Here is a 14,118-nt window from a genome sequence, read left to right on the forward strand (position 1 = left end):
ACCACCCATTGAGATCGTCATCGGCGTCGCCATGGCGGGGAGCTTAGTCATTCACTCCACTCGACCAGAAGCCACATTCCCCGATGACCATGAGCCCTGGTCAGACGGCCGGCACCAGCTTCTCCTGAAGGGCGCGGAGCCGATCGGCACTCAGGTGACGCGCCTCCCAGATCAGCTCTGCCACTTGGCGGGACGCGGTGTCCGCAGGCGGTAAGGTCTGCGGCAATTCGATGTCGAGCAGCGCGGCCAGATCCTCGACCCGGTAGGAGAGCACTGTCGCGAAAGCGAACAACAGCTGGGGGTCAAGTTTTTTACGGCCGAGGCCCACCACATTGATGGTCGCCGCCGACAACGGCCCGATGCCGGCCAGCCGGTACACCATTTTCGCCGAGTTCAGGCTGTCCAGATTGCGGTTACGCAGCAGGCGCACGATCACCGCTCCGGGTCCGTACGGAAACGGATCTCGCCCCCGCACGATCGGTGCTGCCGACTCCGGAAGCGGCATCGATCTGGCCGCCCCGAGAAGGTGTTCGCGCTGCTCGACGGGCAGACGAAGAGCGGTCTTCACGAGGTGGTCCAGGATCGAGCCGACCGGAGCCGCGCAGGGTGCCAGGTCACTCGGCACGTCGAGGCCGGCGAGGACCAAGAGGTCTGCCGGGTGCACACCGAGCATGGGAGCGAGTCGTCGCAGGGCTGACGGACCGGCCACTTCGATCTCGGACTGATCGACCTCCGCGGCGCGCAGCACGCTGTCGAAAGTCTGCCCGCGGCTCTTCGACAACCGAGCCATCATCGCAACGACGTTCGCTGGGCCTGCCATCCACCTGTCTGATCTCGTCGATCGACCGTCATCATCTCCGGCAAGGGTCTCGCAGCGTGCCGAATCGCTGGTCACCTGGCTTCGCCGCCTCTACGCCACATCGTTGGACAGTTGCGCGTACCGTCGCCGACTCCTTGCGGTCCGGTGTCGCACGACGGCCAGCCGGACCGCTGCGCCGATGCAGAGGACGGCGAGCAGGGACAGCAACACCAGGGCCGGGTTGACCCAGGCGGGCACCAGGTCATGGGTGGCGTTGCATCGGTCGTGGAGGGGGAACCACCGCGACGACTCACGCCAGTGGGCCGCGCGGTAGGCACTGTCGTAGCTGACGCCGGCCTGTCGACAGGACTCCTCCGAGTTCATGGAGGAACCCGCGAACGCCCCGACGAACCAGGTGACGGCGGTGGCGACGATCGAGAGCCCGGCCGTCGCGGCGAACCAGCCCGGAGTCTTCCAGCGGCCGGTGAGCAGAGGTCGGCCCCACAACCAGAGCACGAACAGAGCGGGTACGACGAGACAGAGCCCCGTCGTGACGACACCCATCGTGATTTTCTCAGCCTCCCCGCCAGCGAGCCGGCCTTGATCATTGCACGGGCTGACTCACCGCCGTGAACTGGACGAACGCGGCCCAGGCCAAGGGTGTGAAGGTCAACACCGGCCCCTGCCGGTCCTTGCTGTCGCGTACGCCTACCGACTCGGCGAAGCCCGCCACCTCGACGCAGTCGCCGTCGCCACCGGATCGGGTCGACGTGCGCCACACTCCGTCACGCTGCATCGGTCATCTCCTTCGCTATCGCCGCAATCAGTTCGCGGGACTCAATCGGGGTCAACGCCCGCTCCCCGAGTGAGCGCCATACGGTCTCGTAGACCTCGATCTCGTGCGCCTTGTCAAGGTAAACCGCGCCGCAGGGACCGTCCATATAGATCGTGGTCGGCTCCGGCGACCGCACGTCGGTCGGGAAGTCGAGCATGGTGAAGGTGCCAGACGATGCCCAGCGGAACAGCCCAGCGGTCAGCGGCAGCACGCGCAGGTTGATGTTGTGCCGCTCGCTCGTCACCACCAGGGCCTCCAGTTGCCGGACCATGGCCGATCGATCGCGCAGCGGCCGGCGCAACACCGATTCGTTCAGGATGACGTCGAGATGCGGGGCGCGGGGCACCGCACGGGCCAGCAAGCGCTGCCGACGCAGCCGGATGTCCACCCGAGCCTTGCGCTCCGCCTCGCCGAGCTGCGGATGGTCGGTGGCGATCACCTCGGTCATGTACTCGACCGTCTGCAACAGCCCGGGAATGAGGTCCGCCTCGTACTTGCGGATGCGGGTGGCGGCGGCTTCCAGACCGACGTACAGCTTGAACCAGTCCTTGATCGCCTCGCCGTAGCTGTGCCACCAGCCGTGCGCCTTGGTCTCCCGGGCCAGCGCCCGCATCGTCTCGATCGTCTCCGGAGACGCGTTGTAGACCCGGCACATGGCCGCCACGTCGTTCGGGTGCATGGGGACCTGGCCGGTTTCGTACCGCCAGATTCGGGGTGCCGACCATTCCAATTCCTTGGCCGCCGCCGTGACCGTCACATAGGCATTTTCGCGAAGCTCTCTCAGATATCTGCCGAGCTGCCTCCGTGGGACTGTGCTGCCGGAGTCGTCCACGTCATCTCCCTGACTGTCGTCGTGTAAGACACCTCGCCCCTTGGTCTGGATTCTGCCGCGAAAGATTGCGTTGGGCCAGCAGTGAAACGACCATTCGTGGACAGCCAGAGAACAATTCGGGACGGGAGGACCATGGGACCTGTCGATGATCTACCGCTGCCGCAGTACGTCACCACGGTTGACGTCGTGTTGGCGCTGAGAGCGGTCACCGTGCACGCCCCCGAGCAGCCCGACGGTGCGCGCTGCCGCAAGGACGAGGCAGCGCACCCGTGCCGGCTGCACCGCTGGGGCCGTCGCGTCCTGGAACGGCGCGGCCTGACCGATGAGCAGGTGCAGACGTTGATTGCTGGAGGATCGGTGGCGTTGCGATGACCGCGCCGCGGTGGATCATCCACCTGCCGACCACGCTGACCAGCCTCGACGAGGTCACGGCGTTGGCCGTGGCGCTGCGCGACTCGCTCGGTCATCTGGCCGTCGTGGACTTCGGTGAGACCACGCTCAGCGAGGAGGACGCGCAGTTTCTGCGTACCCGAGTGTTCTGTGACGCCCGGCTCGACGGCGCGGGACGTTGCCGATGCCGCGACGCCCACGACGGACCCTGCGCTGCGGCGATCGACTCGGCTTCATGGAAATCGGGGTGTCCGCAGTCCGCGGACACCCCGACCTCACTGAAACGTGGTGATCAAGCGGCGGACTAGCCGCCGTTGATGACGAACTGTGAGCCCGGCTGGATGACGATGTTGCCGTCGGCCGAGTTGGTGATTGTCACGTTCGTCAGATTGGCGTTGCCGCGCGCGCCGCTCATCGCGAGGATGCCGGCACCGTTGTTGGACTTGTCGATCCGCACGTTGGTGATGGCGAGGTTCGGTATGTTGCCGCCACCGTTCTTGAACTGGATGCCGTCGAATGTGGAGTCGATGATGTCGGTGTCGCGGATGGTGACCCCGACGATGTCCCGGGTGGCGGGGAAGATCGTGATGGCACCGAACTCCTGGTCCTCGTTCCAGAATGCGCCGCCGGTGCGGTAGAGCCCGTTGTTGGCGATCAGCGTCGTGCCGGAGAACGGCAGCGGGTCGTGGTCGGTCGCCAGCATGATGCCCGGGTAGTTGGCGGTGTCGTAGATCAGGTTGTTCTGGATCGAGTTGTCGTAGCCGCCGTAGATGGCGATGCCGTTGGCCCGCCAGGGCAACTGGATGGTGTTGTTGACGAAGTGGTTGTCGTGGGCGATGTCGACGTTGCGGTCCTTCACGTACGGGTTGGCCCAGACGGCGAGCGCGTCGTCACCGGTGGTGCGGAACGACGAGTTGAACACCCGCGAGTTGCGCGTGCCGTTGCTGAAGTTGATGCCGTCGGCGTACGTGTTGCGGATCCGCATGCCGCTGAAGTCCAGCCCGTCGGCCGGGCCCCACAGGTCGGGGATGTTGTCGTAGTCGCGGCCGACCCAGACACCCACGTTGGCGTGCTCGATCCAGACGTTGCTGATCTTCGTGCCGGTGCCGAAGCGACCGTTCAGACCGACGCCACCCTCGGCGTTGCCGTCACCACCCCGAATCCGGCCCGAGCCGAAGATGGCGATGTCGGAGATCTGGGTGTTCTTGTCGATGTCGAAGCCGAAGTTGCCCTCGTGCGGGTGGTTGATGCCGCCCACCACGTTCTGCGGCTCGGTCAGCGTGTACAGCTGCGAGTGCCACATGCCGGCGCCCCGGATCGTGACGTTGCTGATGCCGACCTGGTTGTGCATGCCCCGGTTCAGCGGGTCGTCGGTCAGGATCTTCTGCTCCTGCCGCCACTGCCCGGCGGGGATCCAGACGCAGCCGATGACACCGTTCTGGTCGTCGGTCACCGCCCGCTGGATGGCTGCGGTGTCGTCGATCCCGTCGTTCGGCACCGCGCCGTACGACGTGATCGAGGTGCAGCCGGCGGGCTGGCTCGCCGGCCCCGCCACCTGCTCCAGGTCGATCAAGTCGATGACGTAGAACGAGGCGGTGTCACCCGAGTCGCGCTGCAACTTGAAGCGGGTGCCGGCCGGGTACGACTGCGCCAGCAGCGCGTTCGACTCGTCGAAGAGCCGTCGGGCGTCGGCCTGCGGGGTGTTGGTCAGCGCCTCCGGCCCGTCGGTGTTGCCGTAGAGCCAGCTGTGCTTGGACGACAGGGTCAGCTTCCGGGAGAAGACGTCGTTGACGTAGAGGCTGATGGTCGCCTCGATGCCGCCGCCACCGGGAGCGTCCGGGATGGAGTTGCGCACCACTATGGAGTTGGCCTGGTTGGCCGAGGTGAACTCCACGAACTGGCCGGTGCTGGTGAGCCGTACCGACTTGCGGCCCGAGGACTCGCTCGCGAAGTTGGTGTGGCCGAAGGTGCGCAGCGGGTCGGTCTCCAGCAGCGTGCCCTGGTAGCGACCGGCCTCCGCCTCGTAGGAGGTGTACGGGACGGCCGCTCCGCGTCCGACCACTATCGACTGGCTGAACGCGTTGTTGCTCTCGTTGGTCTCGGCGACCACGTTGGTGGCGTCAGCGGTGGCGGTGAGGGTGGCACCGCCGCTGGTGGCGGTCCAACTGCCGCTGACGGCCACGGTGACCGTCGCGCCGGCCGCGATCGAGGCGGTGTTGGTGTTGAGCGTGGTGCTGCCCGCCACCAGCCGGGTGACGGTGGTCGCGCCGGTCGCGGTGGTACCCCGGTTGCGGACCGCCACGGTGAAGGTGACGGACGCCCCGACCGCCGGATTCGGCGGGTTCGAGGCGATGCTGAGCACCTGGAGGTCCGGGCCCGGCGCCTGCGTCACCACGAGAGGCGACGCCGCGGTGAAGCTGTTGTTGCCGTTGTTCTGCTCGACGATCGTGTTCGTCGGGTCGACCACCGCCGAGACGGCGTAGCTGCCCATCGGCCGCGTACCGGCGTTGAACGACACAGTGGTCGAGGCACCCGCGGCAAGCGCGCCCACCGTGGCGCTGCCGACGACCGCGCCAGCCAGGCTGAAGTTGACGGTGGTGGCCGCTGCGGCGGCGGATCCGATGTTCTGCACCACCGCCGACAGGGTGACCGCGCTGGCCTCGCTGGGCGACGACGGCGACCAGGTCACCGAGCTGACCACCAGGTCCGGGTTGGGTGCCGGCGTACCGCACACCTCAAGCTCCGCGACCTGCCCGGACGGTGCGCCGGTGTTGCCGGTGAACCGCAACTGCACGTCCGCCGTGGTCGCGCTGACCGGGATGCTCACCACGTTGGTGCCCTGCACGAACTGGTAGGCCGCCGCCGACACCAGACTGGTGTACGACGACGACGCCTGGTCGCGACCGAGGACCTGGATGGTCTGGGTACGGGTGCCCCAGGCCGAGTCGGGGTTGAGCTTGACGGTGACACCGGAGATCGAGTGGTTCGCGCCCAGCGCCACCGTCAGGTTCTGCGGGTAGCTGGCCGCGCCCTCCCAGTAGCTGCCGAGCTGTCCGTCGTTCGCCTTGTCCGGGGTGAAGCTGAAGGTGGAGCCGCTCGCGGTCATGCTCTTGCCCTGCGCCACGTTGGTGCAGGCGGGCGGGTTGCTGCCGGTCCGGGTGACGGTGTTGCTGTTGCCGGACAGGTTGCCGGCGCCGTCGCGGGCCCTGACGTAGTAGGACACGGTCGCCGTCGCCGGCTGGGTGTCCTGGTAGGTGAGGACGGTGCCCAGCGTGGCGATCAGGTTGCCGCCCCGGTAGACGTTGTAGCCGGCCAGGCCACTGCCACCGGAGTCGGTGGAGGCACCCCAGTTCAGCGTGATCGTGCTGCCCAACGTGCTCTGCGACAGCGTCCCCGGGACGCTCGGCGCGGTGGTGTCGCCACTGCCGGTGCGGGTCACCGTGTTGCTGTTACCGGACAGGTTGCCGGCGGCGTCGCGCGCCCGCACGTAGTAGGACACTGTCGCCGTGGCCGGCTGCGTGTCGTTGAAGGTGGTCACGTTCCCGACGGACTGCAGGAACGCGCCGTTGCGGTAGACGTCGTAGCCGGCGATGCCGCTGCCGCCCGCGTTGTCGGTCGACGCGACCCAGTTGAGGCTGATGGTGGTGCCCGACTGGGTGTACGAGAGGTTGCCCGGCACGCTCGGGGCGGTGGTGTCCGGGGTGGTGCCTCCGCTGCCGTACACCTCCAGCTCGGAGAGCTGCCCGGCCGGCCAGCCGCTGTTCGCGGTGACGGTGATCCGCACGTAGCGGGTGGAGGTCGAGCTGAAGTTGATCGTGACAGTGCTGCCGGTCGCCGGGTTGAACGTGTACGTCTGCGACCCGACCAGATCGGTGAAGGACGAACCGTTCGTGCTGCCCCGCACGCTCAACGTCTGCGTACGGGTCGCCCAGCCGTTGGTCGGCAGTTTCAGTACGACCTGGTTGACGCTCTGCGATGAGCCGAGATCGACCTGTACCCACTGCGGGAACGCGTTGTTGAGGCTCTCCCAGTAGCTGCCCGCGTTGCCGTCGACGACCTTCGACGAGTCGTAGACGTCGGCGTGGCCGCTCTCCTGGGTGGGTCGGCCCTGGGCGAGGTTGGTGGCTGCCGGGGCGAAGTCGCTGCTCGGCGCTGCCGCCGTGTCGGCGGGGCGGGCTGCGCCGGCCGGGTTCGCGACAGCTGTCGCTCCCGCCGTGGCGATCAGCGTGGCCGCGGCTGTCGCCGCGACCATCCTGAACAGATTCGTTCGTCTCATGGCTGTCCTGTCGTCGGGGGACGGTTGCCGCGGGCGGGGGTGACCACGGGTGGGGGTGAGCGGCGGTGCGTCGCCGGCCGGTGAGGGCGGGCCGGCGACGAGAGGGGTACCGAGCATCAACGGGCCTCCCCAGGAGGCCCGTTGAATCTTCCGCATGCATGCACAGAACCGTGCACGTCTTTGTCGAAATCTTGCGCTACTTTGACCAAAGGTTACTGACGTGCTACGGGAGCGTCAACACTTCGACCGCCGTAACTATTGACGGAGTTGCCCACTCTCGACTGCCGACAACGCGAGGAAGGTGCCGCCTCCGACGACTGGAGGCGACACCTTCCCCGAACTTGCGCGGATCTTGCGTCAGGCCGTAACGGAACGATCAGGCATCTGGCGCCCGCAACACGAAGGTCTCCAACAGCTCGCCGCCGTACCAGTCGGTGCGCTGACCCACGTGCGCCATCCCGAGTCGTCGGCAGACCGCCATCGACGCCTCGTTGCCCGGCGACACCAACGCGTAGACCTCCGGCGCGCCGGCGGCGAACTCCCGCGCCAACAGCGCGGAGGCCGCCTCGGTGGCGTACCCGTGACCCCACGAGTCCGGGTGCAGGTGCCAACCCGTCTCGATGTGCTCGGTGAGCACCGCCTCGTCGATGCCCGGCAGTGGCTTGAGCAGCACCGTGCCCGCCACCTGACCCGTCTCGCGTACCTCGATCGCCCAGGTGCCGTACCGGCCGTCGTCGGCCGCGTGCCGGTCCCGCCAGATCTGCAGCCGCTCGGCGGCCTGGGCCGGGTCGGTCATCGGTAGGCCGGGCGACACGGCCAGCCAACGGGTGATGTCCGGGCGGGAGTAGATGTCGTAGATCCGGGCCAGGTCCGCCGGATCATCGGTCCAATCGCGCAGGATGAGGCGTTCGGTCGTGACAACAGTCATGACCGGCGATCTTAAGGAGTGGCGGCCCCGACGACAGGGAAGGAGACGGCGATGGGCAACGGATGGCAGCGGGCGAAGCGGATCACCAGCGCCGCGTTCCGCCCGGTACGTGGGCGGGACCTGTCGCTGCACGCCGCCGCGATCACCTTCTACGGGGCGATCGCTGTGGTGCCGGTCGCCCTCCTCGCCATCTGGCTCACCGCACTGCTGGCCGGGGCCGATCGGGTACGCCGGCTCACCTCGCACGCCGTGGAGGCCCTACCCACCGCGATCGGCGCACCCCGGGCGGTGGACGCGCTGGTCAACGCCGGTGTGGAGTTGACCCCGCTGCTGGCACTGGCCTCATTGCTGCCCGCGTCGCTCTACGGCGAGGGCCTGCGCCGGGCCTTCGTGTCGGTGGCCGCACCCCGGACCGACGAGCACCTGGTCGGCTGGCGGGGCCGACTGCTGCTGCTGCCACTGCTCGCGCCGGCCCCCGCGCTGCTGCTGTCGATCCTGCTGGCGCTCCCGCTGACCACTGGCCTCGTACGCCAGGGCGGTTGGCTCGGTGTCCTCGGCGTGGTCCTGTCGTTCCTCGCGGTCTGGCTGGTGCTCACGCCGGTGCTGATGTGGGTGTTCCGGGTGGTCGGGCCGGCCTCACCGGACTGGCTCTCCACGCTCGCGATCGGGTCGTTCACAGCGGCCAACCTCTCCGGCTTCCTGCACGGCTTCGTGCTCTTCGCCTCGCTCCCCCTGAACCTGGGGGTGCCGTTCGGCGGCTTCGACGAGATCGGCGCGGGAGTCGCCGTGCTCCTCTGGCTGTACCTGTTCCACGTGATCGTCCTGGCCGGCTACTCCGCCACCCTGGCCCTCTCCACCTGGCGCACCAACCGCGCCGCCACCCCCGCCCAGCCAGGTTGATCAAGAGGTTTGCGTCAGTTTCGCGCCGTCCGCTGACGCAAACCTCTTGATCACCAGGGCAGCGGGTGGGGTCAGCGGCGGAAGGGGCCGTGGATCTCGTAGGTGATGCCGTTGGCACCGGTTGACGCACCACTGGTGCCGCGTTGGGACGAGAAGTACAGGCGGGAGCCGTCCGGCGAGAAGGCCGGGCCGGTGATCTCCGACGACGACTGCCCGATGATCCGCACGATGGGTGCCACCACTCCAGCCGGCGTGATGACGTTGACCTCCATGTTGCCGCCGTCCTCGGCGACGTAGAGGTCACCGGAGGCGGTGCCCGTGATGTTGTCCACCCCGGTCAGCGGTGCCGCGCCCACCGGCACCAACGAATCGTCGTACGCCAGGTCGAGACGCTGGTTGACCGCGTCGTACGCCCAGACCCGGTTGTCGCCCTTCGTGGTGAACCAGCAGGTACCCCGGTCGTACCAGCAACCCTCGCCGCCGTCGAAGTGCTTCGCCGCGCCCACCTGCAGCCGAGTGGGGATCGGGAAGCCGTCCCGGTCCGGTACGTCCCGCCAGGTGACCGGCCCGGCGACCTGGTCGGCCGGTGCGCAGAGCACCTGCACCCGACCGGTACGCAGATCGCCCCAGGTGTCCGGCACGAAGCGGTAGAAGCAGCCGTCCTCCTCGTCCTCGGTCAGGTAGACCACCCCGCGGTCCGGATCGCACGCGGCGGCCTCGTGGGTGAACCGGCCCATCCGGGTCCGCTCCTCGGCCGACCGGCTGCCGTCCGGCCACGTCTCGAAGACCCGACCGAGTGGCACCTCCTCGCAAGACAGCCAGGTGCCCCACGGGGTCGCCCCACCGGCGCAGTTGACGTTCGTGCCGCCGAGAATCCGGTACGCCGAGACGACCGCACCATCCGCCGCGAAGCGGACCGCCGACGCGCCCCCGACGAACGGGACCTCCGAGTTCGACACGTAGATCCAGCCGTCGCCGGCGCGGAAACAGGCGCCGCCGTCCGGAGCCCAGTGCCAGAGGTACGAGGTGCCCGGGACCCGTTGACCGGAACGAGCGACAACCCGACTGGTGAAACCGGCCGGCAACTGGATGCCGTTGACGTCTGCCGCCAACAGGTCCCCGTACGGGCCGGGGCCGGGCTGGGCGGGGGCAGCCAGGGCAGCGCCGGCCCAGAGGCTGCCGGAGAAGGCGGCCGCGCCGGCGACGGCGGAACGCAGGACGGTACGACGGTCCATCGGTGAACCTCCCGGAGTGGTCGATGTCCAACCGACGGTAGGACCGCAGCGGCATCGATCGCAGCCACTGCCCGGTGAACGAGGGGTGACGGCTGGGCGGGCGAAGGGCTGACCTGGCCGGGCGGCGCGGACTAGGCTGCCGCGGCATGAGCAGTGAGATTCCGGCCCGCGCCGACGTCGTGATCGTCGGTGCCGGGCACAACGGCCTGGTCTCCGCAGTCCTGCTGGCCCGCGCCGGACTGGACGTCCTGGTGCTGGAGGCCGCCGACGTGCTCGGCGGCGCGACCCGCACCGAGAACCCTTTCCCGAAGGTGCCGGGGCTGCGCCACTCCACCGGCTCGTACCTGCTCGGGCTGATGCCGCCGGAACTGCTCGCCACCCTCGACGTACGGATCCCGGTGCTGCGCCGCGACCCGCACTACTTCCTGCCCACGCCCGGCGGCCTCGGCTCGCCGTACCTGCTCTTCGGCAGCGACACCGCCGCGACCCGGGCGCAGCTCGCCGAGTTCTTCTCCCCCGCCGACGTGGCCGCCGACGACGCCATGCAGGCCGAGCTGGCGGCGCTGCGTGAGGACCTCGCCCCGGCCTGGCTGGCCGAACCGCTGAGTGTCCAGGAGACCGCCGAGCAGCACGTCCGACCGGCCCTGCGGCAGGTCTTCGTCGACCTCGTCCAGGGTTCGGTAGCCGACTACCTGGCCCGGTTCGAGTTCCGCTCCGAGCTGCTGGTCAGCATGTACGCCGTCACCGACGGGCTGTCCGGCCTCAACGCCGGCCCGGACGACCCCGGCACCGGCCACAACTTTCTCGTGCACAACATGTGCAGACTCCCCGGGTCGGGCGGCACCTGGATGATCGCCGAGGGCGGGATGGGCACCGTCTCACGGACGTTCGCCGAGGCCGCCCGCGCCGCCGGGGCGACCATCCTGACCGGTACGCCGGTGAGCGCGGTGACACTGGACGGCGGCGCGGCCAGCGGTGTCGTACTGGCCGACGGCCGACAGGTCGCCGCGCCTGTGGTGCTCGGCGCGTGTGACCCGTACCGGCTGATGGACCTGTTGCCCGACGGCGCGCTCCCGGCGCCACTCGGCGAACGGATGGCGGCGGTCCGCCGCCCCGGCACCACCCTCAAGCTCAACCTGGCGCTCACCGGGCTGCCCCGGTTCTCCTGCCTGCCGGCCGGCACGCCGAGCCCGTTCGGCTCGACCATCCACCTGCTGCCCGGCTCTGCCTCGCTGGTCGGCGGGGAGGCCACCTCGCCGATGACCGCGCTGCGGGCGATGTGGGCGGACGTGCAGGCCGGGCGACTGCCGGCCGAGCCGACCATCGAGTGGTACCTGCACACCACCGTCGACCCGTCGCTCTCCGACGCCGCCGGGCACCATTCGTCGGCGCTGTTCGTCCAGTCGGTCCCCTACGAGCTGGCCGGCACGACCTGGGACGCGGAACTGCCCGGCTACGTCGACCGGCTGGTCGAGATCGTCGAGCGGTACGCCCCCGGCACCGGTGACCTGATCGCCGACGCGGTGCCCCTGCCCCCGCCCGGCATCGAGGCGCACTTCGGCATCACCGGTGGGCACATCCACCACGTCGACAACACTGTTTCGTTCACCGACCGAATGCCCTACGCCACCGGGATCGACGGCGTGTACGCGGGCAGCGCCGGCTGCCACCCGGCCGGCAGCGTCATCGGCGCCGCCGGCCACAACGCCGCCCGCCGAATCCTCGCCGACCTCCCCTAACCCCGCCCCACCCCGCCCCCACCCTGACCCCGTTGATCATGAAGTTATTGCCCGACACCGCGGCGTGTCGTGGTAATAACTTCATGATCAACGGGCCGGAACGGGCTGGGCTGGACCGGGTCGGTGGGGCGGGTTGGGGTTAGGAGAGGGCTTCGCCGGCGGGGGCTGGGGTTTCCGCGTCCACCCGGTGGGCGCGCACCTTGTGGCCGACGCTCGTCAGGCAGCGCCCACTGGGCAGGTCGAAGCGCCAGCCGTGCAACTGGCAGGTGAGCTGGTCACCGTCCACGATGCCGAAGCGGGTCAGGTCGGCCTTCAGGTGCGGGCAGCGCCGCTGCACCACCCAGTCGCCCAGCGTGATGTCCTCGGCGTCGGTGGTGCGCTCGTGCTCGTCGTACCAGCCCTCGGCGTACTGGAGACGCTCCTCGGACAGGCACTTGAAGAACGCGTAGACGAACTCGTTGTACTGACCGATCCGGGCCGCCGAGAACCGGCAGGACAGGAAGAGCGAGTTGACCCAGTCCACCTCGTCGATGAAGAGCAGGTGCTCGATCAACGACCGCTCGGTCCGGAACCGGTAGCGGACCTTCTCGTCGGCGTACGGCCGGACCTCCTTACCGGGGAAGTCCACCACGATCGACTCGACGCTCTCGCCGTCGTACCCAACCAGGTCGAAGCGGACCGGACCGCCCACGCCCTTGGCCAAGTAGATCGACTCGTCGAGCAGCGGCTCGATCCGGCGCTTCATCTCGCCGAGCACGTCCACCTCGGGGTGCCGCCAGGACGCCTTCTCCGCCTCGATGACCGGGCGCTTGCGCTCCCGCATCTCCTCCAGGTGGGCGACCTTGTTCGCGAAGAACTCCTCCACCGGCACCGGGTGGGTGGTGCTCGCGCCCTCGGTGGTGACCTCGGCGACGCTGCCCGGCAGCAGCACGATCCCGTTGGTGCCGCCGACCTTCGCGTACTCCGTGAGGAAGACCGACTGGTCGGGGAAGATGTTGCCCTCGTCGCCGTGGATGTCGTTGAACTGCCACAGCTCGTCGTCGAGGAAGCAGGGCGGGCCGGCGATCGGGAAGACGTGGTCGGCCTTCAGGTCGTCGATGTAGCGCCACGTCCGGTCGAACTGCCGGTCACGCTTCTGCTTGCCGAACGCGGTCTTCGCCGCCTGCGGCAGCTCGTAGACCATCGGGTACCAGATCGCGCCGGAGAACTGGAGCAGGTGCGCATGCACGTGCCCCAGCTCGGCGAAGACGCTCAGGTCGGTCGGACGGGCGTCATTCTGGTTGAGCAGCCGCACCCCGTCGTACTCGACCCACAGCGACGAGTCGCCGATCGGGCCGTCGGTCGGGCTGGTCAACGCCTGAATCATGATCTTCAGCCCGCCGGGCAGCTCCACCACCTGCTCGTTGGGCGCCTTCAGGAACTTGGTGAAGCCCAGCGCCCGGAACTCGTCCTCCATCTCCGAGGTGGGGAACTCGGGCAGCAGGACGGTGGCGTCCTTCGAGACGAAGTCCCGCAGGTGCTTCGCGTCGAAGTGGTCCCGGTGCAGGTGGGAGACGTACAGGTAGTCGACCTGGCCCAGGCTCTCCCAGTCGAGCAGGGAATTGTCCGGGAAGGGGAACCACGAGGCGAAGTACGCCGGATTGACCCACGGGTCGCACAGGATGCTGCCCGCGGCCGTGTCGATCCGCATGCTGGCGTGCCCGGTTCCGGTCACTCGCACCGCACAGTCCCCCTCAAACAGACAATCAGGTGTACGCCAAACGCTACCGGAGTGAGTCTGACCGTCGCCCCGCGACGCCGGTAGTGCCGTCCGGCCCGGGTGGGCAGAGCCTGATGGCCAGGAAACCCCCACCTCGCCGCCCCGAGCGGGAGGCGTGCCAGACTAACCAAAGATCCGATCGCGAGGGAAGGACCGACAGTGGCAGGAAGCGAGCCGGTAACGTCGCCAGACCAGCACAAGCCCGGGCACCGCAAAGCCGGGCAGATCGGCGCGGTGCTGTCGGCGCTGGCGCTGCTGGCGATGATCTGCGGCAACCACGAGGGCAGGGTCGAGGACCTCTGGCTGATCGGCCTGGCCGCACTGCTGCTGATCATCGTGATCGGCGACATCGTGCTGCGGCGCAGCGGTCTGCGCTCCTGACCCGACCGTCCGCCGGACGACCGACCGACGTACGCCGAGGGCCC

13 protein-coding genes are annotated in these 14,118 nt (G+C 68.7%); 5 read left to right on the plus strand and 8 right to left on the minus strand.

The window, feature by feature from the left end:
* Positions 1 to 100: 100 nt before the first annotated feature.
* From ACWCO3_RS08980 to ACWCO3_RS08995, 4 genes are all read right to left on the minus strand, one after another.
* Positions 101 to 781: an XRE family transcriptional regulator gene (locus ACWCO3_RS08980; RefSeq protein ID WP_450009271.1), complete on the minus strand. Its 681-nt coding sequence runs from the start codon at positions 779 to 781 to the stop codon at positions 101 to 103.
* Between the two features lie 129 nt (positions 782 to 910).
* Positions 911 to 1,363, minus strand: a complete 453-nt coding sequence (locus ACWCO3_RS08985) for a hypothetical protein (protein ID WP_450009273.1) — start codon at positions 1,361 to 1,363, stop codon at positions 911 to 913.
* A gap of 40 nt (positions 1,364 to 1,403) precedes the next feature.
* Positions 1,404 to 1,580 (minus strand): DUF397 domain-containing protein, encoded by a 177-nt coding sequence (locus ACWCO3_RS08990; RefSeq protein ID WP_145785828.1) that lies wholly within the window; start codon positions 1,578 to 1,580, stop codon positions 1,404 to 1,406.
* A 4-nt stretch (positions 1,581 to 1,584) separates the two neighbouring features.
* Positions 1,585 to 2,466, minus strand: a complete 882-nt coding sequence (locus tag ACWCO3_RS08995; protein WP_145785056.1) for a helix-turn-helix domain-containing protein — start codon at positions 2,464 to 2,466, stop codon at positions 1,585 to 1,587.
* 132 nt (positions 2,467 to 2,598) lie between these two features.
* Between ACWCO3_RS08995 and ACWCO3_RS09000 the strand changes: the two genes are divergently transcribed.
* The gene (locus ACWCO3_RS09000) at positions 2,599 to 2,838 is read left to right on the plus strand and encodes a hypothetical protein (RefSeq protein WP_358166917.1); all 240 of its coding nucleotides are present in this window, start codon (positions 2,599 to 2,601) and stop codon (positions 2,836 to 2,838) included.
* Entirely contained in the window at positions 2,835 to 3,164 is a 330-nt protein-coding gene (locus ACWCO3_RS09005) for a hypothetical protein (RefSeq protein ID WP_450009276.1), read from the plus strand. The genes ACWCO3_RS09000 and ACWCO3_RS09005 overlap by 4 nt, the downstream gene beginning before the upstream one ends.
* Here the strand turns inward: ACWCO3_RS09005 and ACWCO3_RS09010 are convergent.
* The gene (locus ACWCO3_RS09010; RefSeq protein ID WP_450009278.1) at positions 3,161 to 7,132 is read right to left on the minus strand and encodes a CARDB domain-containing protein; all 3,972 of its coding nucleotides are present in this window, start codon (positions 7,130 to 7,132) and stop codon (positions 3,161 to 3,163) included. The two genes, ACWCO3_RS09005 and ACWCO3_RS09010, sit on opposite strands and share 4 nt — an antisense overlap.
* A gap of 376 nt (positions 7,133 to 7,508) precedes the next feature.
* A complete protein-coding gene (locus tag ACWCO3_RS09015; protein WP_145785059.1) occupies positions 7,509 to 8,060 on the minus strand; it encodes a GNAT family N-acetyltransferase in 552 nt (183 codons plus the stop codon).
* Positions 8,061 to 8,111: 51 nt separating this feature from the next.
* On the opposite strand from ACWCO3_RS09015, the gene ACWCO3_RS09020 reads away from it, so the two are divergent.
* Positions 8,112 to 8,960 carry a YhjD/YihY/BrkB family envelope integrity protein gene (locus ACWCO3_RS09020; protein ID WP_145785060.1) on the plus strand — a complete coding sequence of 283 codons (849 nt, stop codon included), beginning with the start codon at positions 8,112 to 8,114 and terminating at the stop codon, positions 8,958 to 8,960.
* Positions 8,961 to 9,031: 71 nt separating this feature from the next.
* Here ACWCO3_RS09020 and ACWCO3_RS09025 read toward each other — a convergent pair whose 3' ends face one another.
* Positions 9,032 to 10,195, minus strand: coding sequence for an alkaline phosphatase PhoX (locus ACWCO3_RS09025; protein ID WP_450009280.1), 1,164 nt, complete (start codon positions 10,193 to 10,195; stop codon positions 9,032 to 9,034).
* A 146-nt stretch (positions 10,196 to 10,341) separates the two neighbouring features.
* Here ACWCO3_RS09025 and ACWCO3_RS09030 point away from each other — a divergent pair, with 146 nt between their 5' ends.
* On the plus strand, positions 10,342 to 11,934 hold the full coding sequence (locus ACWCO3_RS09030) for a phytoene desaturase family protein (protein ID WP_145785062.1): 1,593 nt from the start codon (positions 10,342 to 10,344) through the stop codon (positions 11,932 to 11,934).
* A gap of 139 nt (positions 11,935 to 12,073) precedes the next feature.
* Here ACWCO3_RS09030 and ACWCO3_RS09035 read toward each other — a convergent pair whose 3' ends face one another.
* Entirely contained in the window at positions 12,074 to 13,654 is a 1,581-nt protein-coding gene (locus ACWCO3_RS09035) for a Rieske 2Fe-2S domain-containing protein (RefSeq protein WP_145785063.1), read from the minus strand.
* A 198-nt stretch (positions 13,655 to 13,852) separates the two neighbouring features.
* On the opposite strand from ACWCO3_RS09035, the gene ACWCO3_RS09040 reads away from it, so the two are divergent.
* Entirely contained in the window at positions 13,853 to 14,074 is a 222-nt protein-coding gene (locus tag ACWCO3_RS09040) for a DUF2631 domain-containing protein (protein WP_088991027.1), read from the plus strand.
* The last annotated feature ends 44 nt before the right edge of the window (positions 14,075 to 14,118 follow it).

It is taken from the genome of Micromonospora sp. NPDC002411, from assembly GCF_053592955.1.

What these genes read in the sequence shown, in the direction of transcription:
- ACWCO3_RS09020 (WP_145785060.1), top strand. Translation starts at nt 8,112, where the DNA reads ATGGGCAACGGATGGCAGCGGGCGAAGCGGATCACCAGCGCCGCGTTC.
- ACWCO3_RS09015 (WP_145785059.1), bottom strand. Translation starts at nt 8,060, where the DNA reads ATGACTGTTGTCACGACCGAACGCCTCATCCTGCGCGATTGGACCGAT.
- ACWCO3_RS09000 (WP_358166917.1), top strand. Translation starts at nt 2,599, where the DNA reads ATGGGACCTGTCGATGATCTACCGCTGCCGCAGTACGTCACCACGGTT.
- ACWCO3_RS09010 (WP_450009278.1), bottom strand. Translation starts at nt 7,132, where the DNA reads ATGAGACGAACGAATCTGTTCAGGATGGTCGCGGCGACAGCCGCGGCC.
- ACWCO3_RS09030 (WP_145785062.1), top strand. Translation starts at nt 10,342, where the DNA reads ATGAGCAGTGAGATTCCGGCCCGCGCCGACGTCGTGATCGTCGGTGCC.
- ACWCO3_RS09005 (WP_450009276.1), top strand. Translation starts at nt 2,835, where the DNA reads ATGACCGCGCCGCGGTGGATCATCCACCTGCCGACCACGCTGACCAGC.
- ACWCO3_RS08985 (WP_450009273.1), bottom strand. Translation starts at nt 1,363, where the DNA reads ATGGGTGTCGTCACGACGGGGCTCTGTCTCGTCGTACCCGCTCTGTTC.
- ACWCO3_RS09025 (WP_450009280.1), bottom strand. Translation starts at nt 10,195, where the DNA reads ATGGACCGTCGTACCGTCCTGCGTTCCGCCGTCGCCGGCGCGGCCGCC.